Consider the following 26,855-nt stretch of genomic DNA (forward strand, 5'->3'; position numbering starts at 1 on the left):
GCGGTCAGGCCGCTGGCGGCAGGGTCTGCAGATCCCAGCGCGGGAATACCTGTACCGATGGATCCTGGTGCTGGCCATGGGCCAGCCGGATGGCGCCGGCCAGTGCGATCATCGCACCGTTGTCGGTACAAAACTGCAATCGCGGAAAATAGGTTTTGAAACCATCCCTGGCGCCAGCGGCCGCCAGCTCTTCGCGCAGGCGCCGGTTGGCGCCGACGCCACCGGCGATCACCAGCCGGCTTGCCCCGGTTGCGGCCAAAGCGCGCCGGCATTTGATCAGCAGCGTCTCGACGATCGCCTCCTCGAAGGCCCGCGCGATGTCGGCGCGCGTCTGTTCGCTGCGGTCGGACTGCTGCCAGGCCAGCAGCACCTGGGTCTTGAGCCCGGAGAAACTGAAATCGAGCCCTGGCCGATCGGTCATCGGACGGGAGAAACGGAACGCCCCGGGCCGGCCGCTGCCGGCCAGCGCCGCCAGCGCGGGACCGCCGGGATAGGGCAACCCCATCAGCTTGGCAGTCTTGTCGAACGCCTCGCCAGCAGCATCGTCCAGGGTATCGCCCAGGATGCGATAACGCCCGATCGCCTGCACTTCCACCAGCATCGAATGGCCACCCGATACCAGCAAGGCCACGAACGACGGCTCGGGCGGATCTTCTTCCAGCAGCGGGGCCAGCAGATGCCCTTCCATATGGTGTATGCCGATGGCCGGCACACCCAGCGCCCAGGCCAGCGCGCGGCCGGTGGCGGCCCCTACCAGCAGGGCGCCGACCAGCCCGGGGCCCGCCGTGTAGGCCACGCCGCCCAGATCCGCCGGCGCCAGTCCCGCCTGGGCCAGCGCTTCGCGTACCAACGGCAGCAGTTTGCGCACGTGATCGCGGCTGGCCAGTTCCGGCACTACGCCGCCGTAATCGGCATGCAGTTTGATCTGCGTGTACAGCGCGTGCGCCAGCAAGCCGTTCCCCGGCGCCCGCGGTTCCCAGCGCAGCAACGCCACGCCGGTTTCGTCGCAGGACGTTTCGATGCCCAGGATCGGGCGCTGGTTAGCCATAGCGGGCATGGAGACAAGTCGGAAACAGGCGATATCGCGGCACGGCATGGTATCGGTAAAGGCAGGAAGCCGGCACGGGAAACGGGGGAAATCCGGACGGAAAATGACAAATAATCCGTAATGCTGCGCGAGCGTCGTCCAGATTTCGTCCTCGTGCCTTTGAAATCTCGATCCGGTCGAGGGTATACTTTGCGGCTCGCCCGGTTCTGCGGGCACGTTTACTACCCGGAGTTTCCATGCCCAGCGTAAAAGTTCGCGAGAACGAGCCGTTCGAACTCGCCCTGCGCCGCTTCAAGCGCACCTGCGAAAAGGCCGGCGTACTCGCCGAAACCCGCAAGCGGGAGTTCTACGAAAAGCCGACCCAGGAACGCAAGCGCAAGCGCGCCGCCGCCGTGAAGCGTCACCTGCGCCGCCTGTCGCGCGACGTTTCGCGCAAGACTCGCCTGTACTGAGCCCTGCCCGCCTCCGGGCGGATCCGGTCCGGGCCAGCCCGTACCGAACCCAGGGCCCGCAGCCGGCGCGTCCATTCGCAGCCGCTGCCAGCAAGGCACTTGCACTGGCCGACGTTGCCCCGCAACGTCGGCTTTGTGCTTTCCGAAGGAGCCAACGCATGTCACTGAAACAACAGCTCACCGAGGATATGAAGAGCGCCATGCGCGGCGGCGACAAGCACCGCCTCGGCGTGATCCGCCTGATCCTGGCCGCCATCAAGCAGCGTGAAGTGGACGAGCGGATCGAACTGGACGATATCCAGGTGATCGCCGCGCTGGAGAAAATGCTCAAGCAGCGCAAGGATTCGGTCAGCCAGTACAGCCAGGCCGGTCGCGATGACCTGGCCGAGGTGGAGCGTGCCGAAATGGCCGTGATCGAAGGCTACCTGCCGGCCAAAATGAGCGATGCCGAGGTCGAGGCGCTGATCGTGGCCGCCATCGCCGAAATCGGCGCGAACAGCCCGCGCGACATGGGCAAGGTGGTCGCCGTCGTCAAGCAAAAGACCGCCGGCCGCGCCGACATGGCGCAGGTCTCGGCACGCATCAAGGCGCGCCTGGGCGGTTGACCGGCGCCGGTGCTTCCCTTGCACGCCCCCCCTTGCATGCCGTGGCGCCATCTTCACACCCGCAAGGCTTAGATTCGTTCACCGCAGGACGCTCTCAAGGAGAACAGCATGCTCAAGTGGGCCATCATCTTTGCCATCGTCTCGCTGATTTCCGGCTGGCTGGGCTTCGGCACGCTTTCCGGCGTCGCCGCCACCATCGCGAAAGTCCTGTTCGCCATTTTCGTGATCATCTTCCTGATCGCCATCCTGGCCGTGATCGGGCTGATCCACGTTCTTTAGCGCCTTGCGCAAACCCGCGTGCGGCAGTGCGTGGCCAGGGCCCGGTCACGCTATCGCGTAACCCGTGCCGGGTTAGCGTTACGCGAATAGTCGAACAGGCCCTAGACTAGCCAGACTATGCGCGGCCGCATCCCCGATAGCTTCATCGACGAGCTGCTTGCTCGCGTCGACATCGTCGACGTGATCGAGCGGCGCGTGCCGTTGAAGAAGGCCGGGCGCGAATGGACCGCCTGCTGTCCATTCCACAACGAGCGCACACCGTCGTTCTACGTCAGCCCGGCCAAGCAGTTCTTCCATTGCTTCGGTTGCGGCGCGCATGGCAGCGCGATCAAGTTCCTGATGGATTACGAGCGCCTGGAATTTCCAGACGCCGTGGAGGAACTGGCGCAAGCGGTGGGCCTAAAAGTGCCCTACGAAGGAGCCCGCGACAACGCCCCGCGCGAAGACAAGACCGATCTCTACGCCGTGCTCGACGCCGCCGCGCGCTGGTACGAAGGCGAGCTGCCCAGGAGCGCCGAAGCCAAGACCTATTGCAGCAAGCGCGGACTGGACGCCGATACCATCGCACGCTTCCGCATCGGCTGGGCGCCGGCCGGCTTCGATGGCGTGATCCGCAGCCTCGGCAGCAGCGAGCGTCGCATGCAACTGCTGACCGAAGCGGGCATGGTCGCCAACAACGAACGCGGCAACAAATACGATCGCTTTCGCGAGCGGCTGATGTTTCCGATCATGGATCGCCGCGGCCGCGTCATCGCATTCGGCGGCAGGGTCCTGCAATCGGAGCAAGGCCCCAAATACCTCAATTCCCCGGAAACCCCGCTCTTCCACAAGGGCCGCGAGCTGTTCGCGCTGTGGCAGGTCAAGCAGGCCAATAGCAGCCTCGCGCGCATCGTGGTGGTGGAAGGCTATATGGACGTGATCGCGCTGCATCAGGCGGGCCTGCCGATCGCCGTCGCCACGCTCGGCACCGCGACCACCCCCGAACATACCGAAGTACTGTTTCGCGCCGCACCGGATGTGGTGTTCTGCTTCGATGGCGATCGCGCCGGCCGTTCGGCGGCATGGAAGGCGCTTGAATCGGCGTTGCCGCGCCTGCGCGATGGACGCCAGGCCTATTTCCTGTTCCTGCCCGAAGGCGAAGATCCGGACACGCTGGTACGCAAGGAAGGCAAAGAGGGATTCGAAAAACGCCTGCGCGAAGCCACGCCACTATCGGAATATTTTTTCGGCGAACTCGCCCGCGATGTCGACGTGGCCAGCCTCGACGGCCGCGCGCGGCTGGCTGAGCGCGCACGCCCGTTGATTGCACGATTGCCCGATGGCGCGTTCCGCGACCTGATGGCGCAGGAACTGGAAAAACGCAGCGGCGCACGCGCGGTGCTGGAGGCCGAGCCATCCGCACGGCGCGCCGTGCAAAGACCGGTTGCCGTGCAACGCTCGCTGGTACGCAGTGCCATTGCGCTGCTGCTGGCGCAGCCCGGCCTGGCCGACCAGGTCGACAAGCCCTATGGTTTCCTGCGCCTGGCCAAGCCCGGCGTCGACCTGCTGGCCGAATTGCTGGACACGGCGCGCGCCCGTCCGGGCATCAACCCGGCCATGCTGGTGGAACATTTCGCCGAACGCCCCGAACACGCCGCCCTGCAAAAGCTCATGGCTGCCACCGTGGTCGGCGAACCGGAAATACAACGCATCGAATTTTTCGACGCCCTCGCGCGCATGGAACAGCAGGTCATCGACCAGCGGCGCGACGCGCTGGTCAAGAAAAACCGTGATGGCGTGCTGGATAGCGCCGAGAAAGCGGAACTTCGGGAACTGCTGGCAGCACGCGCACCCGCGCCCGCCGCCACTTCCTGACCGGCGTCCCGCCACTTTTATTCCAAGCACAAGGATCGTCGATGGAATTGCTTGAACGCCTGATCGCCGTCTTCGCCGAGCACGGCTATATGGCCGTGTTTATCGCTCTGCTGCTGTGCGGCGCGGGCGTACCGCTGCCCGAAGACATCACGCTGGTTGCCGGCGGCGTGATCGCCGGCCTCGGCTACGCCAACGTGCACGTCATGGCCGCTGTCACCCTAGCCGGCGTGCTGGCCGGCGATGCCGGCATGTTCCTGCTCGGTCATCATTATGGCGAGCGCATCTTGCAATGGCGTCCGGTCGCCTTGCTGATGCCGCCGCGCCGCTACGCAAAAATGCAGGAAAAATTCGCGCGCTACGGCAACCGCCTGATGTTCTTCGCGCGCTTCCTGCCGGGCATGCGCACGGCGGTCTACATCACCGCCGGCGCCACGCATCGGGTCAGCTTCTGGCGGTTCCTGCTGCTCGACGGCGTGGCCGCGCTGATCAGCGTGCCGCTCTGGGTCTATCTCGGCTATTTCGGCGCGAACCGGCGCGAATGGCTGGGAACGTGGATCCATCGCGGGCAAAGCAGCTTATGGATGTTGGCCGGCGCGTTGCTCTTGATCGCCCTCGCACTGTGGTGGCGGCATCGGCGGCGTAGGCGGCAACGCCATTGAGTTTCGCCGCAGCGAAGGCATCGCTCCGCCACCATCGCAGCATCGACCTCGCCGCTATGTGTGCAGTTGCGCACTCAGGCTCTTGAGGCTTTGCTGGTCTATCCGGATGAATCCACTGGTCGGCGTATCGAGGTCGGCGATCAGGCTCACCGCGATCGCCACCATCAGCACCGGTACGAAGGTAGCCAGCATCGAACGATGCCGCTGGCCGTAGCCCACGACCACCGACGTGAGCACGGATAACAACGCCAACAGTGCCCAGATATCGGCGGGAATGCGATTGAGCACGGCTGCCACCCGTTCGCTGTCCAGGTCGATCATCTCGTTAAGGGCCTGGGCATAGATTGCCACGATCGGCGTCTGGCTCTGTTGCGCCGCAGTCACCGCGCCGGCCCACAACGCATCCTGTATCCGCCGCGAATCTTCGACGGCATCCTGCCGCTCACGCTCCTCATCGTTCTTGTCGAAAATGGCAATGCGTGCATCGACGTAGGCGCTTAGCAACGCTGGCGCGCGGCTCCTGATCGGTTCAGCCTGCATGGTGGCGCGCAAGTAAACGGTGCCGATCGCGTTGGCTTCGTCGACCACCAGCTTCTTGCGCTCATCGAAGCGGCTTACTGCCATCGACATGGCGAAGCCCAGCAACAGGCTGAGCAAGAGGGCGATCTGGTTGCGCGTTTCGTGGACTTGCTTTTCCCATTCCTTGCTGTCGCGGTCCTTGGCCAGCCCGCGCAGGCAAAAGCCAAGTTCGTGCGCCAGCAACAACGCCAGGCAAGTAACGAAGAACAGCACCAGCGGATGATCAAGCAAGTACATCGCCTTCCCCCTTTGCGAAGGTTCAATGCATGGCCGTCATAGTGCGCGGCGGCGTCCCGGGTTGTTTTCGCACTTTACCGATGGGGCGCCGTCCATGCATCCGTGCGCGGACCGGCGATCATCTGGATGAAGACGCCGGCAACGCGGCTATCCTGCCAATTCCAACGCCACCCTGGCGATTGCGTCAGCCGGCAGCCTCTATACCCGCGGATCATCTGCGCATGAAGCAGGAACGTATCTGCGGGTCATCCAGACGCATGCCACGACATGCGGCATCAAGCATCGCATGCCGGAACGAGCCGATAGAACCCATGCGCTATCGGCTTCCCGCCGCCGTGCGCACTTAACCTGACCAGATGCGGTTAAGCAACCCGCATGCCGCCGTCACGACGGTTAAACGACTCGATGCATATACGCATACACCAGGGATCTGCCGCGACACACAAAAGCTCGCCACACATCGTTGATGGGGCGCATAACACGTGCGAGGTAACGCAATGAGCGCTTTAGCGGAGTTTTCGAGTGGCGCGCACACGGATGAATCGGGACACGACATGGCGCTTGCATACATGCCTCATATGTCGCCAGTACCGACCTGTTTGCATGGACACCATGGCTTGCGCTTTGCGTGGCGCGGCGATCCGTGCGACGTGCCGAAAGCGGGCCAGTCGCTGACGGTTTCTGTCTATATCGCCAAGCAGCTCACTTGCGACAGCGTGAAGCTTACGATCGAACAGGTCAGGTGCGGCGCTGCCGATGTCGAATTATTCGGCCAAATCGTCAACAGCGGCGATTACGACACCCTATGGCAAGCACTGCTGACACATTCACGGCGGCATGCCGATATGTCCAATACAAGCGCGCCCGCTTTCGCGCCGCTGCCGGGCAGAGACTCGGATAGTTCCGCCGCGCAGAGGGAGAGAATTGGCTTTCTACGAGCGACAACAGGGGCAACCCTGGACCTGATCGCCCAAACCGATATACAGCCCGAATCGCTGGCGAACAATATCGAGGCCTTTGTCGGCACGATTGAATTACCGGTTGGTATCGTCGGGCCGTTATGGCTGAACAGCAGCTGCGGCATGGACGCGGTATATGTGCCTTTCGCGACCACCGAGGGAGCGCTGGTCGCCTCGGCGACCCGCGGAGTCAACGCCATTTCGCATTCGGGCGGCGCTTACGCGCGAGCGCTCGGGCAGCGAGTCATGCGCGTCCCATCGTTTGAGTTCTCGCAGATGGCTGAAGCCATCTTCTTCGCAGATTGGATTCAAGCGCATATCGAGGCCATCCGCGAACAAGTCCGGCGGGAGTCAGCGCATGCGACGCTTATATCCATCGATCCAGAGTTGTTCGGCCGGCGCGTTCATCTCCATTTTGTTTATCGGACGGCCGATGCCGCCGGCCAGAACATGGTTACCGCATGCACGGCACGCGCATGCCAATGGATACTTGCCGCCATAGGTTCCTTGAAGGGGCTGGAGCTGAGAGATTTCTATATCGAGGCAGGACTGGCCAACGACAAGCGCCTTAGCGCACGCAGCTTCGTGCAAAGCCGAGGCGTGCGCGTGAGCACCGAAGCGCTGCTGAAAGCCGATGTCATCCGGAAGGTGTTGAAATTGGAGCCATCCAGGCTGATGACAAGCTACCACTACTGGTGCGCCTGCAATCAAGTCGCGGGGAATGTCGGGAGCAGCTTGAATATAGCCAATGCCATCGCGGCGATCTTCGCGGCCACCGGCCAGGATCTGGCCAGCGTGCATGAAGCATCCGTTGCCGCACTTTATATGGACCGTACCAGTGCTGGCGATGTGTATGTCAACCTCACGATGCCCGGCCTGCTCATTGGCACGGTCGGTGGCGGAACCGGCCTGCCGCAGCAACGCCAATGCCTGGAATTGATGGGCTGTGCGGGGCGGCATAAAGTGGCGCGCCTGGCGGAAATCATCGCCACGACGGCGATGGCATTGGATATTTCATTGCTTGCCGCGCTATCCGCCGGACACTTTGCCAGTGCGCACCAACGCATGGGCCGCAATCGACCGATGGAGACTTCCGTTCCCTAGCCTGATCCGGCTCCTGGCAGGAAGGAATGGTTTTACCGCGCCATGGGTCCTGTCGACACAGCAGCATCCCGGCGATTCCACCAGCCGCCACCGAGCGCCTGGAACAGCGCGACCGTATCGGCATAACGTGCCGCGCGGGCCTGGATCACGCTGAGTTCGGCTTGCCGATCGATTACCTGCGCGTTGAGCACAGCGACCAGGCTGATATCGCCCAGCGCGTACTGGCGGCGGGCGATGGCAAGACTGCGCGCGGCAGCTTGCCCGGCGCGGGCGGCGGCGGCCATGGTATCGGCGTCATACTGCACGGCGTGCAGCGCATCGGCCACATTCTGCAATGCGGACATCACCGTGCTGCGATATTGCTCCGCCGCCTGGCGATACATCGCTTCGGCGGCACGCTGGCGATGCTTGAGCGTGCCGCCGCTGAAGATCGGCGTGGTGATGGCGGCACCGAGATTCCAGAAGCCGGTGCCCGCGCCGAACAGCTCGTGCATCTGGTCAGCCGCACTGCCCCAGTTGGCCGTGATATTGATATTCGGCAGGCGCGCAGCGAACGCCACGCCAACCTGCGCGCAGGCTGCATGCAGGTTGGCGTCGGCCATTCGTACATCCGGCCGCTGTTCAACCAGACGCGCCGGCAGGCTCACCGGCAATTGCTCCGGCAAATGCAGCGTATCGAATGCAAAGCGGGCCGGCACATCCTTGTCCGGCGATCGCCCGGCGAGTACCGCAAGCAGGTCGCGCTGCAGTGCCAGCTGTTTTTGCAGCGGCGGCAGGCTGGCGCGTGCCTGCTCCAGGGTGGCTTCCTGTGCCGCGATATCGCCTTGCGCCATGTCGCCCAGGGCAAGCTGCTTGCGATCGGTATCCAGGATCGCCGACTGGCTATCGATCATGTCCTGCGTCATCGCGATCTGCGCACGCAAGGATGCTTCGCCTACCGCGGCGTTGACCAGGTTGGAGGTCAAGGTGAGATAGGTCGCCTCCAACTGGAAACGCTGCGCATCGGCCTGCGCCACCAATGATTCGACCTGTCGCCGATTGGCGCCCCACAGGTCGGGCACGTAGGAAATGCTCAATTGCGCGGTGGTCAAGTTATAGAGCGTGCTGTTCGACGCCACGCCGCTGGACAACACATTGCCGGTCTGCTGGCGCGTGGGATCGATGCTCGCGCTGAGCTGCGGAAGGTATTCGCCCCGCTGCGCCCGCACGTTTTCCAGCGCCGCCTGCAGCGCCTGTTGCGCGGCAGCCAGATCCGGATTGTTTTTCAGCGCATCTTCGACTAATGCATTCAATGGCCCGGAATGGAACAGCGTCCACCACTGGCCGGGAATGTCCATGTCGTGCACAAGCTGTTGCGCCTGGCCACCCGGGCCCGGCGCGGCCACCGTGCCATCGACGGGCGCAGGCGCGTAGCGCCGCACGTCCGGCGCAGCCGGCCGATGATAATCGGGACCGACTGCGCAGCTGGCAAGTGCTGCGCCGATGCACACGGCGAGCAGTGCGCGGATCGCCTGGCACGATGCGATGTACGGGATGGCACGCATGCTCAGATCTCCGCCGCCGAAGGCGCATGGCCCCAGTGCTTCTGGATGAAATTTTCCATGCCGAAATAAAAGCTCGGCAGGATATAAAGGGTGAGCAAGGTGGCGATCGGCAAGCCGCCGACCACCACGGTCGCCAGCCCGCGCTGCACGTCCGTGCCGATCCCGGTGGCGAGCGCGGCAGGCAACATGCCGACACTGGCTACGGTGGCGGTCATCAGCACCGGACGGAAGCGTTCGGTCGCGCCGACCAGCACCGCTTCGTACAGCGACAAACCTTCGCGCCGCACGCGATTGATGTTAGACACCATGATGATGCCGTTCTGCACCGCCACGCCGAACAGCGCGATGAAACCGACCGCGGTGGCGATGTTCAACGTCTCGCCACGCACATGCAGCGATATCAGGCCGCCCACCGCGGCCAGCGGTACCACGGCGAGCACCAGGACCGCCTGATGCAGCTTGCCGAATTCGGCAAACAGCAATACCGCCATGATCGCCAGCACCAATCCCATCACCACCACCAACCTCGCCTGCGCGCGTTGCTCGTTCTGGAAATTGCCGGCCCATTCCAGCCGGTAAGCCTGTGGATCGATATGCACTTGCTGGTCGATCTGCTGCTGCGCATCGGCCAGGTACGCCGACAAGGCCCGGTCGCGATTGTCGATGCGAATGGTCAGTTCGCGCTGGCCCTGCTCATGCGAAATCGTGCTTTCGCCCGTTTGCAGCCGGATTTGCGCGATCTGCTTGAGCGGCACCTGCGCGCCGCTGGCGGAGGTCAATGGCAATTCGCCAATGGCTTGCAAGCTGTTGGCCACGTCATTGGATACGCGCGCGGTAACGTTGTAGATGCGATCGCCCACATAGACCTGCGTGATCGGCGCGCCGCCAATCGCCGTCTGGATCAAGGCGCTGATGTCGCCGACGTTGATGCCGTAGCGCGCCGCCGCGTCGCGATCAGCGGTGATCGCCAATTGCGGAATCGGCGGTTCCTGGAAGATCGATGCGTCGGCCGTGCCACGCACGCCCTTGAGCACCGCGACGATCTGGTTGCCGATGCGCCGCATGTCTTTCAAGTCGTCGCCATAGATGCGCAGCACCAGCGGACTGTGGGCGCCGCCGATCATGTCGTTTTCGCCGTCGATGATCGGCTGGCTCACGCCGATCGTCATGCCTGGCATCTGCTGCATGCGTGCATTGAACTTGCGCAGGAACTGCGCCTTGGTCTCGCCGTTGGCCCAGCTGCTGTAGGGCTTCAGGCCCACTGCGGCTTCCACGTGCGAAGGCGTCCACGGATCGGTGCCGCTGTCGTTGCGTCCGAGCTGGGTCACGACATAGGAGACTTCCGGAAACTCGCGCACCGCCTTGCGTAGCTGCGCCGTCATGGCACTGGCTTTGTCCAGCGACAGGCCCGGCGGCATCTGCACCTGCAGCCAGAGCGCGCCCTCGTCCAGGTCGGGCAGGAACTCGCGCCCCACCGTGGCGCCGAGCAGCAGCACGCCGCAGAACGCGACGCCCGCCACCGTGTACGCCAGCGGCAACCTGCGGGTCAATTTGCCCAGACTCGACGTATACGCGGCCTGCAGTTTTTCCAGCGGCCGGTTGTGGAAAATCCGGCGCGGCTTGCGCAAAGCGACATAGGCCAGCCCAGGCGTCAGCGTCACCGTGCATAGCAATGCCGCCAACAGGGCGTAGCCGACAGTGAAAGCCATCGGACGGAACAGCTTGCCTTCGGCATGCTCGAACGCAAACAGCGGCAGATACGCGGTAATGATGATCAAGGTGGCGAAGAAGATGGAACGTCCGACATGGCCGGTCACCGTCATCACGTCATCTTCGGTGACCACCTCGTCTGGCTTTTCCTCGCGGCGACGCAGGATCGCCTCGGTCACCACGATGGTACCGTCGACAATGACGCCGAAATCGATCGCGCCGAGCGAAAACAGGTTCGCCGGCATATGCGTGAACTGCATCAGGATAAACACGGTAACCAGCGACATCGGGATCGCCACCGCGGCGACCAGCGCGGAACGCGGGCTGCCCAGGAACAGGATCAACACGATGCACACCAGGCCGATGCCTTCCATCACGGTGTGGAAGACTTTTTCCTTGGTCGCATTCACCAGGTCATCGCGATCGATGTACGGCACGATGCGCACATCCTGGAGCGCCAGCCGTTTATTGAGCTCGGCCACCTTGGCGTGAATGCCTTCCAGCACACGCGACGGATTCTGGTACTTCAACAGGTCGACGATGCCTTCGATGGTGTCGGGATTGTTGTCCTTGCCCAGGATGCCTTCGCGTACCCGATGACCATAGCGCAACTTGCCCAGCTCGCTGACCAGCACCGGCACCCCATTGTTCTGCGTGACCACGATGTCGCCCAGGTCCTGGAGCGAATGCACCATGCCGATACCGCGCACGATGTAGGACTGCTCGCCGCGCGTGATACGCCCGCCGCCGGCATTGGCGGTGTTGGCCGAAATAGCATTGGTGATCTGGCTCACGCTGACGCCGTAATGCAATAGCTGCGTCGGATCGAGTTCGAGCTGGAATTCCTTGGTGAAGCCGCCGAAGTTGTCGACGTTGGCCACGCCTGGCACTTGTTCCAATGCGGGTATCACCGTCCAGTTCTGGATTTCCGATAGCTGCATCAGGTTCTTGCTGGTCGATTCGAGCGTATAGCGATAAACCTCGCCAGCCGGCCCGGACACCGGATCGAGGCCGGGCGTGACACCCGGCGGCAAGGTCACCTGCGCCACCCGTTCCATGATGCGCTGGCGTTCCCAGTAATCTTCCGCGCCATCCTGGAACACCAGCGTGATCAGCGACAACCCGAACGTGCTGCTGGAGCGCATGGCGACCAGTCCGGGCGTGCCGGCCAGCCCGCGCTCCAGCGGCGTGGTGATCTGCTGTTCGATTTCCTCGGCGGCAAGCCCGGGCACCTGCGTGGTGACCTGCGCGGTGACGTCGCTCAGTTCCGGATAAGCCTCGATCGCCAGCTGGGTCCAGGAGTAGTAGCCCAAGCCGATGACCAGGATCGACACGCCGACAAACAGCGTGCGCTTCTCGAAGCAGAAGCGGAAGATCGCGTTAATCATTAAGCAGCACTCCGCCCTTCACGATCACGCGGTCGCCCGGCCGCAAGCCGTGCAGGATGCGCGTGCCTTGCGTTTCGTCATAGCCGGGCTCCACCGTGCGGCGCTCGAACGTCCACGGCGATATCTCGACGAATACGCTGGTGCTGTCGTTGTTCATCAACAACGCTGATTCGGGCACGAACACCTGCGCCGGCTGCGGAATATCGAAGCGTGCGTTCGCAAACATGTTCGGCTTGAGCTTTCCATCAAGATTGGCGATGGCGATCCGCACCAGGTCGCGTCGCGTATCCGGCTGCAATACCGGACTGACGAAGCTCACCACCCCATGGAAAAGCTGGTCCGGATAAGCCGCAAGGGTGGCATCGACTTGTTGGCCCTTGCCGATCATGCCGGCATCGCTCTCCGGCACACTGGCCGTGATCCACACCGTATCGAGATTGGATATCGTCATCATCGCGGCGCTGGCATCGTTGACGTAGGCGCCGGGCGCAATCGACAGCGCGGTCACGTAGCCGCTGCTCGGCGCCGTAACCTGCATCCATGGCGCCGCCTGCGGACCGGACGTGCCACCGAGCGAGACGAGGCGCGCCTGTGCACGGTTGAATTCCGCCAGGGCTTGGCGGTAGCCGCTCTGCGCGGATTCCAGGTCTTTGACCGCGGCGCCGCCAGCTGCCTGCACGCCCCGCGCGCGCGCCAGCGCCTTGTTGGACAGATCGAGCGCGTCGCGCGCTTTCTCGACGTCGGCATACGCTTGCGCGAAATCGCCCGAGTCGATCAGGGCCAGCACTTGTCCGCGCGTCACGTGATCGCCGAGGCCGACTTTCAGCGCCACCACTTTTCCGGTCAGCGGCGGCAAGATCGTGGCGGTGCGCGCGGGATCGGCCTCGATGCTGGCCGGGAACGTCATGCTGTGCGGTGCCTGGTGCATCTGCACCGCCTGCACGACAAGTTCGTTGCGCAGCGGCGAGCCCTCCGGCACACGCAACAAGCCGTGGTCTTCGATAACGGCAGGCTTCGCCTGGGCCGCATCATCAGCGCCATGCGAACAGGCAGCCAGGGCAAGCGCCACGGCCACGGCAACCGACCAACGCCATCCTACGTGAGTGCAAAAGAACATGGTTTTTCCCTTCGGCCGGGCGCGCGGGTACGGATCCCTGCCCACAAGGCCACAGAGCTATTGCAATACGGTGAAGGGAAGACTGGCGATTGCGGGCAACCGCTGGCGCATCCCGGACCGCGTCTGGCCGCCTACGGCCATCGCTGCCGGTCACCCCTGGGCAGGGGCGCGCGCGACGGCGATATCAGTAAGGCGGGCTAATGGTGAGAGCTTCGGCTTGCGTGTGACTGTCCAAGTTCACGCACCTCCTTCTGCGGCATGCGTGATCTCCGCAAGCGGTTCGCGAACCAGCCGTCCCTGCAACATGCCGGCGCGCTCCAGCGGCAGGTAAGCCAGCGCCGCCAGGTGCGAATGAATGCGCTTGAGGTCGCGCAGGATGCGCAGGTACACATCACCGCCGCCGCCATCGCGGTGCTCGCGCAAGGCACGGATGTGCCGGTCGGAAGCATCGTTCTCCAACCGCCACAGCAATTCCTTGCGCTCCACCAGTTGCTGGGCCGCGCGCAGGTCCCCGCGCATGAAGACGGCGATGCCCAGGCGCAGGCTTTCCATCACCTGCGCATGCATGGCCGCAAGATCCTGGATATCGTCCGCCGAAAAATCTTGCCCGCGCTCGGCCTTCTTGGCGGCGAATTCCATCAGGTTGTTGGCGGTGATGTCGCCGATATGCTCGATGTTGATCACGAACGCATGGATTTCCTGGCTGCGTTCGCCATCCTCCTCGTTCAAGGCTTCCCCGCCGAGATCGGCGAGATATTGGCGGATGGCGATGCCCAGCCGGTCGAGCCATGGGTCCATCTTGCCGATGGCGGCGGCGCGCGCGGTATCGTCCTTGCCGAATACTTCGACCAGGCCTTTGAGCATGCCTTCGACCATGTCGGCCATGCGCATGGATTCGCGCGTGGCATTGACCAGGGCCACGCCAGCGCTTTCCAGCGCGGCATCGTCCAGGTAGAGCGGCATGCCCGGATCGGCGGGGCGTGGCGGCTCGGGCAGCAAACGCACCAGCCACCGCGCCAGGCGCTCCACCGGAAAGATGAATATCAACGCCAGCGCGAGATTGAACACGGTGTGGAAATTGACCGCGATGCGCGCGGGCGAAGCACCCAGCGGCGCCAGCCAGTGCGCCAACGGATGCAGGAGTGGCAGGCAGACCAGGCAGCCGCATGCGCGCACCAGCAGATTGCCCAGCGGCAAACGGCGCGCCATGGGTGTATGCGCTTCGAGCAACGCAGGAAGCGTACCGCCGAGATTGGCGCCGAGCACCAGGGCCAGCGCACCGGGCGCATCGATCACGCCGCCCGTCGCCAGGGACACGATCAACAGCACGACCGCCACGCTGGAATGGCACATCCAGGTCAGCAATGCCGCCACCAGCACCGCCATCACCGGTTCATCCGACAACGCCTGCATGCCCTCCTTGAGCAATTGCGCGTTTTCCATCGGAGCCATGCTGAGCACCAGCAGATGCAAGGCGAGCAACATCAAGCCAAGGCCAATGCCCACGCGGCCGAGGTTTTGATAGCGCACGTCGTCGCTGCGGCGATGCAGGGCCGTGCCGAACAGGATCAGCACCGGCGCAATCAATGCAATGTCGAACGACATCACCTGCACGATCAGCGTGGTGCCGACATTCGCGCCAAGCATCACCGTCAGCCCCGGCGCCAGGCCAAGGAACCCGTTGGCCGCGAACGAAGTCGCCATCATGCCGGTGGCGGTACTGCTCTGCAGCAGCGCCGTGATGCATACGCCGAACAGGAACGCGGCCGGACGCCGGCCGAGGAAACGACCGAGCGAGCGGCGCAGCGCACTGCCGTAGCCGCGCAGCACGCCGCTGGTGACCATGTGCGTTCCCCACAACAGCAGGGCGACATAGCCAGCAATGTCGAATAACACGAACGTGCCTTTCATGGCATATCTCCTGGAAAATTGAAGTCCGCAGGCAAGCCAGGCCGCGAGCCGAACGCCGGCCCGTCATCGCCGCGAAGGCGAAAGCCTGTTGTTTTGGCCAAAGCTGGAAAAAATGGACTGCGCGATGCGCCATGGACAAGCATCCCCGCTTTCGCGGGGATGCGCTCCCGAGGCGTTACAACCAACGGCCGTAGCGGCGCGTGTAAAGCACCTTCACCACCTGGGTAAGCGCGCAATACGCCAGCACTGTCGCGGCCAGCCAGCCGAAATAGCTGCCCGGCAATTCCAGCATGCCCAGCTTCGTGCCGATGTGCGAGAACGGAATCAACATGCCGATGATGATGATCGCCGTGGTCAAGGCCAATACCGGCGCCGCCGCCACGCTCTGCAGGAACGGAATCTTGCGCGTGCGGATCATGTGTACCACCAGGGTCTGGGTCAGCAGGCTTTCGATAAACCAGCCGGACTGGAACAACGCCTGGTGCTCCGGACCATTGGCGCCGAACACATACCACAGCAACAGGAAGGTGGTGATATCGAACACCGAGCTGGCCGGACCGATCCATACCATGAAGCGGCCGATATCGCCGGCATCCCACTTGCGCGGCTTGCGCAGGTATTCCTCGTCCATGCGGTCGAACGGAATCGACAGCTGCGAAATGTCATACAGCAGGTTCAGCACCAGCACCTGCAACGGCAACATCGGCAGGAACGGCAGGAATACGCTCGCCACCAGCATGCTCAGCACGTTGCCGAAATTCGAACTGGCCGTCATCTTGATGTACTTCATGATGTTGCCGAAAGTGATGCGCCCTTCGAGCACCCCCTCCTCCAGCACCATCAGGTTTTTTTCCAGCAGGATGATATCCGCCGATTCCTTGGCGATATCGGTCGCGGTATCTACCGAAATACCCACGTCCGCTTCGCGCAGCGCCGGTGCGTCGTTGATACCGTCGCCCAGGAAGCCGACGGTGTGACCCTGGCGCTGCAGCGACTTCACTACGCGCGCCTTCTGCAGCGGCGACATTTTGGCGAATACCGTCGTGCGCCTGACCATTTCATCCAGCGCCGCGTCATCCAGCGGCTCGATATCGCGCCCTTGCGCGGAATGCTCCACGTCCAGGCCGACTTCGCGGCAGATCTTGCGCGTGACCGCTTCGTTGTCGCCGGTGATCACCTTCACTTCGACACCGTGGTGATGCAAAGCGGCGATGGCGGTGGCCGCCGTATCTTTCGGTGGATCGAGGAAAGCGAGGCAACCGATCGCGGTGAGCTCGGTTTCGTCGGCAACCCCGTAGGTGCGGCTGCCCGGCGGTTGCCGCTTGATCGCCACCACCAGCACCCGCAGGCCGTCTTCGTTGAGGCGGCGCGTCATCGCCTTGATCTCGCGGCGCCGCTCATCCGTCATCGGCACAATGTCATCGCCGCAGCGCTCGGTGCTGGCAATGGCGAGCATTTCCTCGACCGCGCCCTTGCACACCAGCAGGTGCTGGCCGTCGCCATTGGCCAGTACCACCGACATGCGGCGGCGCTGGAAGTCGAACGGGATTTCGTCCACCACGCGATAGCGCGCCACGATCGGCTCCAGATCCCGGTGCGCCAGTACCGCCTTGTCCATCAGGTTCTTCAGGCCGGTCTGGAAGTGGCTGTTGAGGTAGCCATAGGCAAGCGCCTCTTCCGAATCCTCGCCGTCCAGATCGAGGTGGCGCTCGAGCACAATCTTGTCGAGCGTGAGCGTGCCGGTCTTGTCGGTGCACAACACATCCATGGCGCCGAAGTTCTGGATCGCGTTGAGACGCTTCACCACCACCTTGCGCTTGGACATCGCCATCGCGCCCTTGGCGAGATTGGCGGTGACGATCAGCGGCAGCATCTCCGGCGTCAGGCCGACCGCCACCGACAGCGCGAACAGCAGGGCTTCAAGGAAGCCATGCTTGTACCACTGGATCGCCAGCACCACCGGCACCATCACCAGCATGAACCGGATCAGCAGCCAGCTGACGCTGCGCACGCCACGATCGAAACTGGTCTGCACGCGCTCGCCGACGATCGTGCGCGCCAACGAGCCCAGATAGGTGCGCGAACCCGTCGCCACCGCGACCGCCGCGGCGGTGCCGCTCACCACGTTGGTGCCCATGTAGCAGACCGTGGGCAAATCCAGCGGATTGCCCTGCTGCACGCCATGCGTGCCGCTTTCCACCACATGTGCCTGCGCCGGTCCGGCCTTTTCCACCGGCAGCGATTCGCCGGTGAGAATCGCCTGGCTGATGAACAGGTCCTTGGCGGTGAGCAGGCGCAGGTCCGCCGGCACCATGTCGCCGGCGGCCAAATGCACGATATCGCCGACCACCAGTTCGCCCACCGGCACTTCGATGCGTTCGCTGTGACCATCCGACGCACGGCGCGTGACCGTGGCGGTGTTGCGCACCATGGCCTTGAGATTTTCGGCCGCCCGCGAGGACCGGTATTCCTGGCTGAAGCTGAGCAGCACGCTGATACCGACCATCACCGCGATGATGATCGGACCGGACAGGTCATCCGGCGTAACGAACACCTGCACGATCGCGAGGATCAGCAGCACCACGATGAACGGATTCTTGAACGCGCGCAGCAACTGCAACGACCAATGCGGCGGCTTCTCGTGCGACACCTCGTTCATGCCATCGCGGGCGAGGCGATCGGTGATCTGCTCTTCGTTCAAGCCCGCATGGCTGGTATCCAGGCTGGCCAACAGAGCCTCGTTTTCCTTGAAGGCATCCTGCGCCGCAGCCACGCGCGTGGGCGCGGCGGCCGCGGCCTTGCCGGCAGCCTTGGCGACGACAGCCCGGGTAGATTGCTTGATCATGTCTCGCTTCCGTGGATAGGTGGTGCGTGCGGCACGGAGGCGAGCGTCTGGAACGACTTGCTTCCGCTATGGCAACCCGCGCCCAGGGCGATGCCGCCCCGGCCGGAACGCCGGCCATGGCGGAGGCCACCCCTTGCGCAGATCGCGACGGCGCATCAGTGACTTGATACCAGCTGAAGATGACGGGACGTACGCAGCGGTTCCGTCGACGCATGGTCGTGCCAGCGCGAAGGGGCGCGATCCTGGCTGGCCTCGACCGGCTCATGCGTGTCGATGGGGAGGTGCCCGGCCGGCTGGCTGAGCGGCCGCGGAACGGTCACGGTAAGGGGAACGCGCACGCCACTACGGCGTCCAGCCACGGAAAGCCGGCTGGCGGTGCGCAAACGAAAGAAATCGCGAAGGAGCTTCATGGCCCATCTCCTTTAATACGGTGCCGCGGCACCGTAAGGAGCGGGCCGGACTTCCCTAGTCGAGGAAAGCGCCGGCCAACCGCTGGCGGTTGCCGCGAACGATCAGCTTGTTATGCAATGCCGGCACCCGATGCGAGCGGATGTCGACGTTGCGACTAGGGTAAACGTCCATATGCCTTGGTTAGTTCGGACAGGGGCCCGAGCGGCCGTGACGCGCCGGCGGGCGCGTGCATTGTCATGCTGCGGTGCAAGGCTGTCAAGCACTGGAAAATCAGCATCGTTGAAGAACGTGAAGATTCCGCTCTGACGGCGACGGCAGGAAAACTGCTCCGGTTCTACCCTACGATTGCGTATACCAAAGCCCATGGTCGTAAAAAAGCAGGACGACCTTTTGTTCATCAGTCAGCCGTTGCGCAAGTTGCATTGCCACGGTCAGACACGCGGCCGTCGTATTGCCGATGAGATAGCCATGGCTTTGGCAAAACCGCCGTTTGGTTTCCATAGCCATTTGGGGCGAAACGGCATAACGAGCCTGAATCAGTTCCCATTCCAGGAATGGCGGCGCTACCCCAACGGCCATACCTTCGAAGGGATGCTCGGCGAAAATTCCCTGCGCCGAATCGCAGCCTTCCGGTTCTACCAGGATACATGTCACTTCATACTGCGACCTGAGCGCGCGCGTTATGCCTGTAAAGCTAGCACCAGTGCCGGCGCATCCAACAAATATCACCTGTTTTAGGCGGGGCCATTGACGGAGTTGCTCGATCAGTTCGGCGCCTGTCTCAAACTCATGCGCATGCAGACTCGCCAAGTTGCTGAATTGATCCGTAAAGAAACAGCTTTGCCCACTTCTCGATGCCTGATCAAGACGCCACGCAACGACCTCTTTTGGCGTCGCACCTCGACTTAGCATATCAATCCCGATCAATCGGGCTCCAAACATTTCCAGGCAACGGCGTTTAACAGCGCTGAATCCCAATCCCACCGCCAGCTCGACTTGTACATGCAGCTCGTGGCAAACAACGGCCAATCCAAACCCGAAGTTTCCTCCTGTTTTTTCGACGACCACCGTCTCACCAGGTACGATGCGTCCATCACGGACAGCCTTTTCAATTAAATATCGCGCCGCCCGTACCTTGTGGCTACCTCCAGGGTTATCGCATTCGAACTTCATCAGCACGCCTTTGACAACTTCGCGCAGAGGCGTCTGGATTTTTAAATTGGACGAGTCGACCCATTTCTTCATACGTAACTCCCTGCAAAGAGATTACGTCAAGGTCGCTTTGGTGGCGCGCCACACCATAACAAAGCCGATGATACATAACAGAAGACATAGCAAATTCGTATTCTTCCATCCTATAAGCGTCTGCAATAAAGCCGGGGAGAAAGCGCCAGCGGTGGCGCAAATAGCAATGACCGAATCATTGATACCCTGCATACTGTGCCGATTTTCTTCCGTAAGGTACTTGGCCAGCAAAGCGCCGCCGCCTATGTAGCTCAGATTCCAGCCAATGCCAAGGAGGATAAGCCCGATCAACATGGCCTCAAAACCACCAGAACCAAACAACGCAAGCAGGGTGGTAGCTATCAGAAGAAGAAACCCCGCACATAGCGTCAAACGAAAGCCGAATTTCCCAATGATAAGACCAGTGACCAAGGACGGTAAAAACATGGCAATCACATGCGCTTGTATAGCTAAAGTGCTCGCGTGAAAACCAACACCCATCGAATCCATGACCAACGACGCTTGAACCATCAATAGGTTCATGACCATGTAAGCGCTTGCAGAAGTAAAAATGGCAGCCAAGATTGCGGCAGTAACCGGCGCTTTTCGGGCAGCCTCCATATGGACTGGCGTGGCTTCAATACCACGTCCTTGGCGCCACACTCCAACCAACGCTATCGTGCTTATTCCAATCCCCGCAAAACTTGCATAACAAAGCGAATACGGCGCGTAACCATCAACGTTCCCCAACCCCAAGGAAATCCATGGCCCGATGAAGGCCGCCAAAACGCCTCCGGCAACGACCAGGGAAACACCACGTGGCCTCAATGGCGCAGGCAGCTGGTCAACGGCTGCAAACCGGTAGAAATTGGCAAAAGAAACGTAGACGCCGAGCAAGCCATGAGCAAGAACAAGCCCGACGAAACTTGATTGCTGGACGGCGAAGAATCCCACGCATCCGGCAACTATTAGCGTCATCGCTCCGCACAAAAAGCCCGGTTTGCGCCCAAAGCGTCTCATAAATACGGAAGCGGGATACGTCAAAAGCGCTACGGCGGCAAATTGCACCCCATATGGCAATGTGGCCCAAGCTGGCCCTGGAGCCATCTTTTCCCCGGCCAATGCCGCAATCGTTACGGAAACCACTGCCGCGGTTAGATTGAGTGCCTGACATAGGGACAATACATACGTGGATGAGGGGAGTCGCTCCGGCCTCGCTATTAAGTCCATGTTTTTGTCTTTTTGGTTCATCCCTGATCTCCCGAATAAGCCTTATCTCACGAATGATAGGCTTCCGTTTTCAACACGGCGTCGCTGAATTCACAAGCAATACGTTCTTTGCCTTTTCCCATGCTTTTTCTGCGCACGATCAAGCGGCCGACCAGCGCCGTTGAATCTATATGCGTGCCGCCACAAGGAATGACCTCTCCCTCGCACTCCCAGTATCGAGCGTCAGCATGTTCGGGATGCGGGTAGACACGTATCGTGCTGTTTCTTCTTACCAAGGCGTTTGCCAATCGCTCGATTTCAGCTAACTGCTCTGGAGATACGCGATCCTCAACGGCGAAGTCGAACCGTGCCGTTCCCGTTCCGATATGACATCCCAAGGTTCGCGCCACCGCATCCGGCCGCACTTTGGATATGGCCATGTATATGAGGTGAGACGCAGTATGGCTGAGCGAAAGGCATGCACGCCTTCGCACATCGATTTGGACCACCACTTCCATCCCGGCATGGAATTGACCGAGTAACTCCCTATCTTCTTCATGGACTACGTGCTCTATGACGCCATCGACACGAATATCCGGAAAGTCATGGATATTTATTTTCGTTGTATATACTTTTCGCGCATGGATAAACCGCACTCCAATTCCATCGATGGAAACAATGAATCCATGATCAGATTCTTGCCCACCTCCCTCAGGATATGCGACTGTTGCGTCAAGCTCAATGTAATCCGAGCCTATTTTTGTGATACGCGCTGGACATTTGCACAAATATGCATCGTCGTAGTAAAGCTTGCGCGTAGTGCGCTTGAATTTATCCATGAAATGAACTCACCGGGGAGTGCCTGACCACTTCGGCAATTTCGGGCTCGACGGGTGTCGTCGCATTGCAATCGAAATACGCAAGCATGATCTACTCCCTATCTTGGCATGGGCATGGCCGGTCGTCCTAACGGCGATTGCACAAAAGTCCGCACCAGCCTCTTGCAGAATAGCCATAAGCAGGCTCCGCATTTGTCGGGGAAAACTGAAAATATGTCAGATCCGATCTCTGCCTGCGACGCGCCTATTGGCGATACCTATCATCCGTCATCGCGATCACAACAAACGTGTAGAGCTATTTCAAAAATTAAAATTTTCGTGAAGTGCTATTGAAAATAGACGCATGATGAAGATTCCGATATGCACTGGGCTAGATCGGGTGTCCCTTTCCGATCAACTTCACCATGGAGTTAATACACCATTGACGATGCTTCGGGCCAAAGCTCATCCATAGCACGCCCAGAAATATCGGGTTAGGGCCGCCAAACAACATCGCCATCGGCTGCGTAGAGGCGGCAACCTGTGTGCACCGCCTTGCAATCGGCCAATGCGGCAGACACCGGATCGAACCCTCTGGCCACCGCTGCCCAGCCGCCATCCGGCGCGATCACAAACGCCCGGGGCCTGGTCATCATCAGGAATTTTTCATAGCCGAGTCGTCCCGGCGGCTTCAGGTACGGCACGGCGCTTTCATCAGCGAGCACAGCGAAATGGCTGGGGGGCGGTATCGGCGTGGGACGCACCCATACGACATCGTCATCCACCGCATATAAACGGCAACCTGGCGTAATTTTTTGGCAACGCCGCATGGCCAACAGTATGGGATCGAATCCCCCGGAAGCCTCCCCCGCACCGTGAATCCCGATCGCCAAGGCCCTGGGCAAAGGCTTTTCAAGGAAGCGCTGGTAATACGCAATGCCCCGGTCTCCGCCCATCGCATTGAGATACGGCAGCGCCTGTAAATCTGTCAGGTCCGCATAGTGGCTGGGGGCAGGCGCCGGCTGGGGCAAATACTCGGGATACACCAGCGTGTTGGGCAGTTGAAGCCGCCCCAGGAACGCATCCAGTTTGGGCACCCAGATAGACAGACCCTCGCCCGATCCCAGCAGATTGTGCGAATCGACGCCGAATCTTCCATAAGCCACCAGCTCGGCTGGCGCACCGGCGGCCGTATAGTGTTCATACATGGCATGCCACACCGGCGTGGCGAAGATCCGATCGTTATCGCCGAAGAACCAGATCGACGGCTTGGATACTTCGCTGCCCAGCTCTCCCGCAGCGGCAATCAGCGCAGCATCTGGATCACGGCAACCCGAACTTTTCATGCCGCCGGCAAAGCTCACCAATCCCTTGACACCTGGCACATCGAGCGCACCGAGTGCCAACGTATTCCATCCGCCGAAACTCTGCCCGGCCACAATGATGCGCGAACCATCAATATAAGGCTGCTGCTTCATGTAATTGATCGCGGCGCGAATATCCTTCGCAGCATCGATCCCCACCGCAAGATCGTCGCAGGCATGCGATCGCAGATGACCACTTGATCCGCCATAGCCACGCACCATGGGCAATGCCACGGCGTACCCGCGCGACAGGAAATAGTACGCAGAAAAAGTGAGGCGATATCTGGGCTGTTGCTCGGGCGGAATGCCTCCTGTCGACCCGTGATTCATGACCGCCAGCGGAAAAGGACCGGGCCCGGGCGGGGTAAAGATCGTCATCACCAGCGTTGCGGGCGCATCGGGGTCGCCAGCAATCTGCACTACCTGTTCGTGCAGCAATGCCTCATCGGGCGCCTTGTCCGCATCGTTATCTGCAAACGCGACCGACGCCAGCGCAAGCAGCAAAGCACCTAGCAATAAAAGCGTCTTTGTGCGCATGCGCGGCATATTTCGAACTCCAATTACAGCTGTGAAGAAAAGCGACTGGTACAAGGGCAACTACAGCACGCACACTTTTTTTGTATTCAGTTTTTCGTTTTCCCAGAAATTCATATCCACATATTTCATGAACAAATCCGGGGGAAGGATGGTCGGTCGCCCGATATGTTCCACCTTTCGCCTTACCGTATGAAGATCGGGCATGCCTAACCGTCGATCGAACTCTTCTTCCTGGTAGCCGACATTTTCGAAGTCGTGATTGAAGGGCTTTTCGCCCAGACGCTCGTAGAGCTGACGGACAATCGCCGAAGGGTTGCTGACCAAGGATTCGTAACGAATAACGATCAATTTGTCGGCATGCTCGCCAAACCATGCTTCCCGCAAGGAACCCCAGGGAAGTCCGATAAGCCCGCGCTCGGCATCCATCAGGTCCTTGACCCGTCCATACACGTTCCGGGAAGTTTTGCCTTGAAAAATGCCGGACACATGGGTCGGATTGCGCCTGACCATCATTTCGACACTGTCGATGACCCAGGGTACTTCACGAACACAGCAAATCACTTTCGATCGCGGAAACAGCTGATGCAAAAGTGGGAGTTTCGCCGTCCACGTGCGATTGGTATCGAAGACCCATTTGCCGCGCTCCAGCTCGTCGTGGTGGTAGGCCTTGAACAGGCTATCGAACACCCGGCGCCGACGATCCTCGCTAAAAAAAGAAGCGTACTCGCTGGCTCCGCTCATCTTTGGCAGGACAGCATTGAATAACGTCGCCACGGGACTGCTCATTCCCGCAGAGAATCGGGGATTCTGCTTGAGGATCGCGGATAGTAGCGTCGACCCGGATCGCGGTAATCCGGAGATGAAGTGCGCGGCGTGGTTTTGCATGGTGACTTTCCCCAAATCTCTTGTACTTGCATACAAGCTCAACTGACAGTGCCAACCCTTAGTCCTAGACTGACGCTTAAAAGCCCTTTGCAGCCATTCCCATTTTCGCGGGAGTGACCGCAAAATTTTAAATTTGTCCAAAGTTCGGTGAGAGGTCCGATTCGGCAAGGGCAGAGCCCGCATGGCTTCATCCATGCAGGCTCTTGCTTCCGTTCTTCTACGCTACATGCACACTCGGATGCGCACTCGCCAGCATATGCTCCTGGTACAAATACGCTTCGGCTTGTGGATTGAAATCACCCGTATCGGCTCCCGCCGCATCGAACGTGCCCATGGCCTGCACCAGCTGATGCACCTGTGCGTCGTAGGCAGAACTGGCGGCAGTGGTCGACGTATTGCCATACAGGCTCTGGATATCGGCAATATCCGTGGCACTTAAGGTTTGATTGCCCGTGCCCAACACCGCATTCATGATCGAACCGGCGATGTCGTTGTCCGCCAGGCCCAATGCATGCCCGATCTCGTGCAGCGCCACCTGTTCAAACGTGGCGCTGGTGTTGGCATAGGTGAGCGCGCCCTTTCCGTTCGTATCCAACGGTGCCTGGTTGGGATCTTCCAGTTCCACGTCTACACCGGTCAGTGCGCCCGCCTGGCTGGTATACGTGGTCAGGCCGATCGCACTGGTGCTGGCCGGGTTCAGATCGCTGAAGCCCACTTCGATATCCGCCTTGGCGCCGGGCTGGACCTCTTCGAAGTTGAGCCCTGATGCCTTCGCCCATGCCTGGAAAGCCTGCTCGATGGCCTGCTGCTCCTTGGTGTCGGTAATGGAGTCACTGAAGTTGCCGGAGGCGTTGGCGAAGCTCCAGGTGATGGTCTGGTCCGCCCACTTGGCGCCCTCGTAAACGCTATCGGACTGCTCCGCCTTGGCCACTTGCGTCGCCGTGGGCTTCTTGCCTTTCCACTTGGTCAGGCCATAGCCGTAGCCGCCACCGTCGTAACCATCGCCACCACCGCTGTAGCCGCCATAACCGCCTTCGTCGCCGGTATCATCGGGATCCGGTTCAGACCAGTTGCCACCGGTATCGCCTGCCCCAAAGACGCTGTCATCCGTATTGGCCCCATCGAAGACGACATTGCTATCGGTGGCCGAAACGTTATCGCTTGTTCCGGTGACAAGGACCGAATCCGTAGAGCCACCTACGATCGTGTCATTGGAACCCGTTACCGTCACGGCATCGTTGCTGCTGATATCGATGGTGGCATTGCTGACGTCAATGACGTCGCCTTGCCCGCTCACGGAGATGGCGTTGCTGCCATCGCCAGTTACCGTATCGCCGTCACCGACAATACCGACACCCGCACCGGAATCGACCGTAATGCTCGCGTTATCGGACACATCGATCGTGTCGTCACCGCTGCTTATCTGGATCGTGTCGCTATCGATGGCATTGATGGTGTCGTTGCCGCTGCTCGCACTATCGATCAGGCTGGCATTGGCCTGCATATCGATGGTGTTGTTGCTGCTAGTGAGTGTGGTGGTACTACCCGCATCGAGACTGACATTATTGCCGCTTCCGCTGAGCGTATCGCTGGTACCGGTAAGCGTCACATAGCTAGAACTCGAGTTGATCGAGACGTCGTTGCCATCCACGATATCGCCGCTGGTCGAGCCTGCACCGGACAGTGCGATCGATTCGCCACCGGCCGTGATCGTGTTGTCGCCGCCGATGATGGATTCGGTACCGTCGCTCGTGCCTGTGTAGCTGATCGCGTCGCCGCTAGCTGTCAGGTCACCGCCGCCTTTCGTCGCAACGATGTTACCGCTGCCATCCACATCGGCACTTGAACCTCCCGTGAGAGTAATTGTGCCCGCATTATTCGTGGCATTGATCGTGTCGTAGTAGCTCGTGCCACCGTCGTTGTTGATCTGGATCGTGCCGTCCGTACCGGCATTGATCGTATCGCCGCCGTTACCCGACGTATCGTCCAACGTCGAGCCCGCATCCATGTCCAGCGTATTGCCGCTGGCCGTTTCCGTCACCGAGCTGCCATCGCCCAGTTCATCGGTATCCTTGGTACCAGACAGCGTGATACCCGTGCCGTCCAGCGTCAGCGC

At 61.2% G+C, this 26,855-nt stretch carries 20 protein-coding genes; 6 read left to right on the forward strand and 14 right to left on the reverse strand.

The window, feature by feature from the left end:
• Window positions 1–4: 4 nt before the first annotated feature.
• Window positions 5–1,048: a tRNA (adenosine(37)-N6)-threonylcarbamoyltransferase complex transferase subunit TsaD gene (tsaD, locus tag ISP15_RS06575; RefSeq protein WP_404546312.1), complete on the reverse strand. Its 1,044-nt coding sequence runs from the start codon at window positions 1,046–1,048 to the stop codon at window positions 5–7.
• Window positions 1,049–1,284: 236 nt separating this feature from the next.
• Here tsaD and rpsU point away from each other — a divergent pair, with 236 nt between their 5' ends.
• From rpsU to ISP15_RS06600, 5 genes are all read left to right on the forward strand, one after another.
• A complete protein-coding gene (rpsU, locus tag ISP15_RS06580) occupies window positions 1,285–1,500 on the forward strand; it encodes a 30S ribosomal protein S21 (protein WP_115477777.1) in 216 nt (71 codons plus the stop codon).
• Between the two features lie 158 nt (window positions 1,501–1,658).
• Window positions 1,659–2,105 carry a GatB/YqeY domain-containing protein gene (locus tag ISP15_RS06585; RefSeq protein WP_404546315.1) on the forward strand — a complete coding sequence of 149 codons (447 nt, stop codon included), beginning with the start codon at window positions 1,659–1,661 and terminating at the stop codon, window positions 2,103–2,105.
• A 108-nt stretch (window positions 2,106–2,213) separates the two neighbouring features.
• A complete protein-coding gene (locus ISP15_RS06590) occupies window positions 2,214–2,384 on the forward strand; it encodes a DUF1328 domain-containing protein (protein WP_404546317.1) in 171 nt (56 codons plus the stop codon).
• Between the two features lie 117 nt (window positions 2,385–2,501).
• Window positions 2,502–4,238, forward strand: coding sequence for a DNA primase (gene dnaG / locus ISP15_RS06595; RefSeq protein ID WP_404546319.1), 1,737 nt, complete (start codon window positions 2,502–2,504; stop codon window positions 4,236–4,238).
• A gap of 41 nt (window positions 4,239–4,279) precedes the next feature.
• The gene (locus tag ISP15_RS06600; protein ID WP_404546321.1) at window positions 4,280–4,897 is read left to right on the forward strand and encodes a DedA family protein; all 618 of its coding nucleotides are present in this window, start codon (window positions 4,280–4,282) and stop codon (window positions 4,895–4,897) included.
• A gap of 54 nt (window positions 4,898–4,951) precedes the next feature.
• Here the strand turns inward: ISP15_RS06600 and ISP15_RS06605 are convergent, their stop codons facing one another.
• Entirely contained in the window at window positions 4,952–5,713 is a 762-nt protein-coding gene (locus tag ISP15_RS06605) for a bestrophin-like domain (RefSeq protein WP_404546323.1), read from the reverse strand.
• Between the two features lie 554 nt (window positions 5,714–6,267).
• Here ISP15_RS06605 and ISP15_RS06610 point away from each other — a divergent pair.
• Complete coding sequence (locus ISP15_RS06610; protein WP_404546324.1) at window positions 6,268–7,776, forward strand: hypothetical protein; 1,509 nt, start codon at window positions 6,268–6,270, stop codon at window positions 7,774–7,776.
• A gap of 32 nt (window positions 7,777–7,808) precedes the next feature.
• On the opposite strand, the gene ISP15_RS06615 is transcribed toward ISP15_RS06610, so the two are convergent.
• The 12 genes from ISP15_RS06615 to ISP15_RS06670 all read right to left on the reverse strand — a co-directional run.
• On the reverse strand, window positions 7,809–9,320 hold the full coding sequence (locus ISP15_RS06615) for an efflux transporter outer membrane subunit (RefSeq protein WP_404546326.1): 1,512 nt from the start codon (window positions 9,318–9,320) through the stop codon (window positions 7,809–7,811).
• Between the two features lie 2 nt (window positions 9,321–9,322).
• Entirely contained in the window at window positions 9,323–12,418 is a 3,096-nt protein-coding gene (locus ISP15_RS06620; RefSeq protein ID WP_404546328.1) for an efflux RND transporter permease subunit, read from the reverse strand.
• Window positions 12,411–13,535: an efflux RND transporter periplasmic adaptor subunit gene (locus ISP15_RS06625; RefSeq protein WP_404546330.1), complete on the reverse strand. Its 1,125-nt coding sequence runs from the start codon at window positions 13,533–13,535 to the stop codon at window positions 12,411–12,413. Before ISP15_RS06625 ends, ISP15_RS06620 begins: the two co-directional genes overlap by 8 nt.
• Before the next feature lie 237 nt (window positions 13,536–13,772).
• On the reverse strand, window positions 13,773–15,446 hold the full coding sequence (locus ISP15_RS06630; RefSeq protein WP_404546332.1) for a Na/Pi cotransporter family protein: 1,674 nt from the start codon (window positions 15,444–15,446) through the stop codon (window positions 13,773–13,775).
• Between the two features lie 175 nt (window positions 15,447–15,621).
• The gene (gene mgtA, locus ISP15_RS06635; RefSeq protein ID WP_404546334.1) at window positions 15,622–18,291 is read right to left on the reverse strand and encodes a magnesium-translocating P-type ATPase; all 2,670 of its coding nucleotides are present in this window, start codon (window positions 18,289–18,291) and stop codon (window positions 15,622–15,624) included.
• Between the two features lie 155 nt (window positions 18,292–18,446).
• A complete protein-coding gene (locus tag ISP15_RS06640; protein ID WP_404546336.1) occupies window positions 18,447–18,701 on the reverse strand; it encodes a hypothetical protein in 255 nt (84 codons plus the stop codon).
• A 340-nt stretch (window positions 18,702–19,041) separates the two neighbouring features.
• Complete coding sequence (locus ISP15_RS06645; RefSeq protein WP_404546338.1) at window positions 19,042–19,947, reverse strand: PLP-dependent cysteine synthase family protein; 906 nt, start codon at window positions 19,945–19,947, stop codon at window positions 19,042–19,044.
• A gap of 21 nt (window positions 19,948–19,968) precedes the next feature.
• A complete protein-coding gene (locus ISP15_RS06650) occupies window positions 19,969–21,177 on the reverse strand; it encodes an MFS transporter (RefSeq protein ID WP_404546340.1) in 1,209 nt (402 codons plus the stop codon).
• A gap of 26 nt (window positions 21,178–21,203) precedes the next feature.
• Entirely contained in the window at window positions 21,204–21,974 is a 771-nt protein-coding gene (locus tag ISP15_RS06655) for an alanyl-tRNA editing protein (protein ID WP_404546342.1), read from the reverse strand.
• Window positions 21,975–22,447: 473 nt separating this feature from the next.
• The gene (locus ISP15_RS06660; RefSeq protein ID WP_404546345.1) at window positions 22,448–23,908 is read right to left on the reverse strand and encodes an alpha/beta hydrolase family protein; all 1,461 of its coding nucleotides are present in this window, start codon (window positions 23,906–23,908) and stop codon (window positions 22,448–22,450) included.
• 6 nt (window positions 23,909–23,914) lie between these two features.
• Complete coding sequence (locus ISP15_RS06665) at window positions 23,915–24,739, reverse strand: sulfotransferase family protein (protein WP_404546347.1); 825 nt, start codon at window positions 24,737–24,739, stop codon at window positions 23,915–23,917.
• Window positions 24,740–24,956: 217 nt separating this feature from the next.
• Window positions 24,957–26,855: matrixin family metalloprotease (locus tag ISP15_RS06670; protein ID WP_404546349.1), on the reverse strand; the 1,899-nt coding region annotated here is incomplete at its 5' end.

This window comes from Dyella jejuensis, assembly GCF_044904675.1.
GTDB lineage: Bacteria > Pseudomonadota > Gammaproteobacteria > Xanthomonadales > Rhodanobacteraceae > Dyella_B > Dyella_B jejuensis.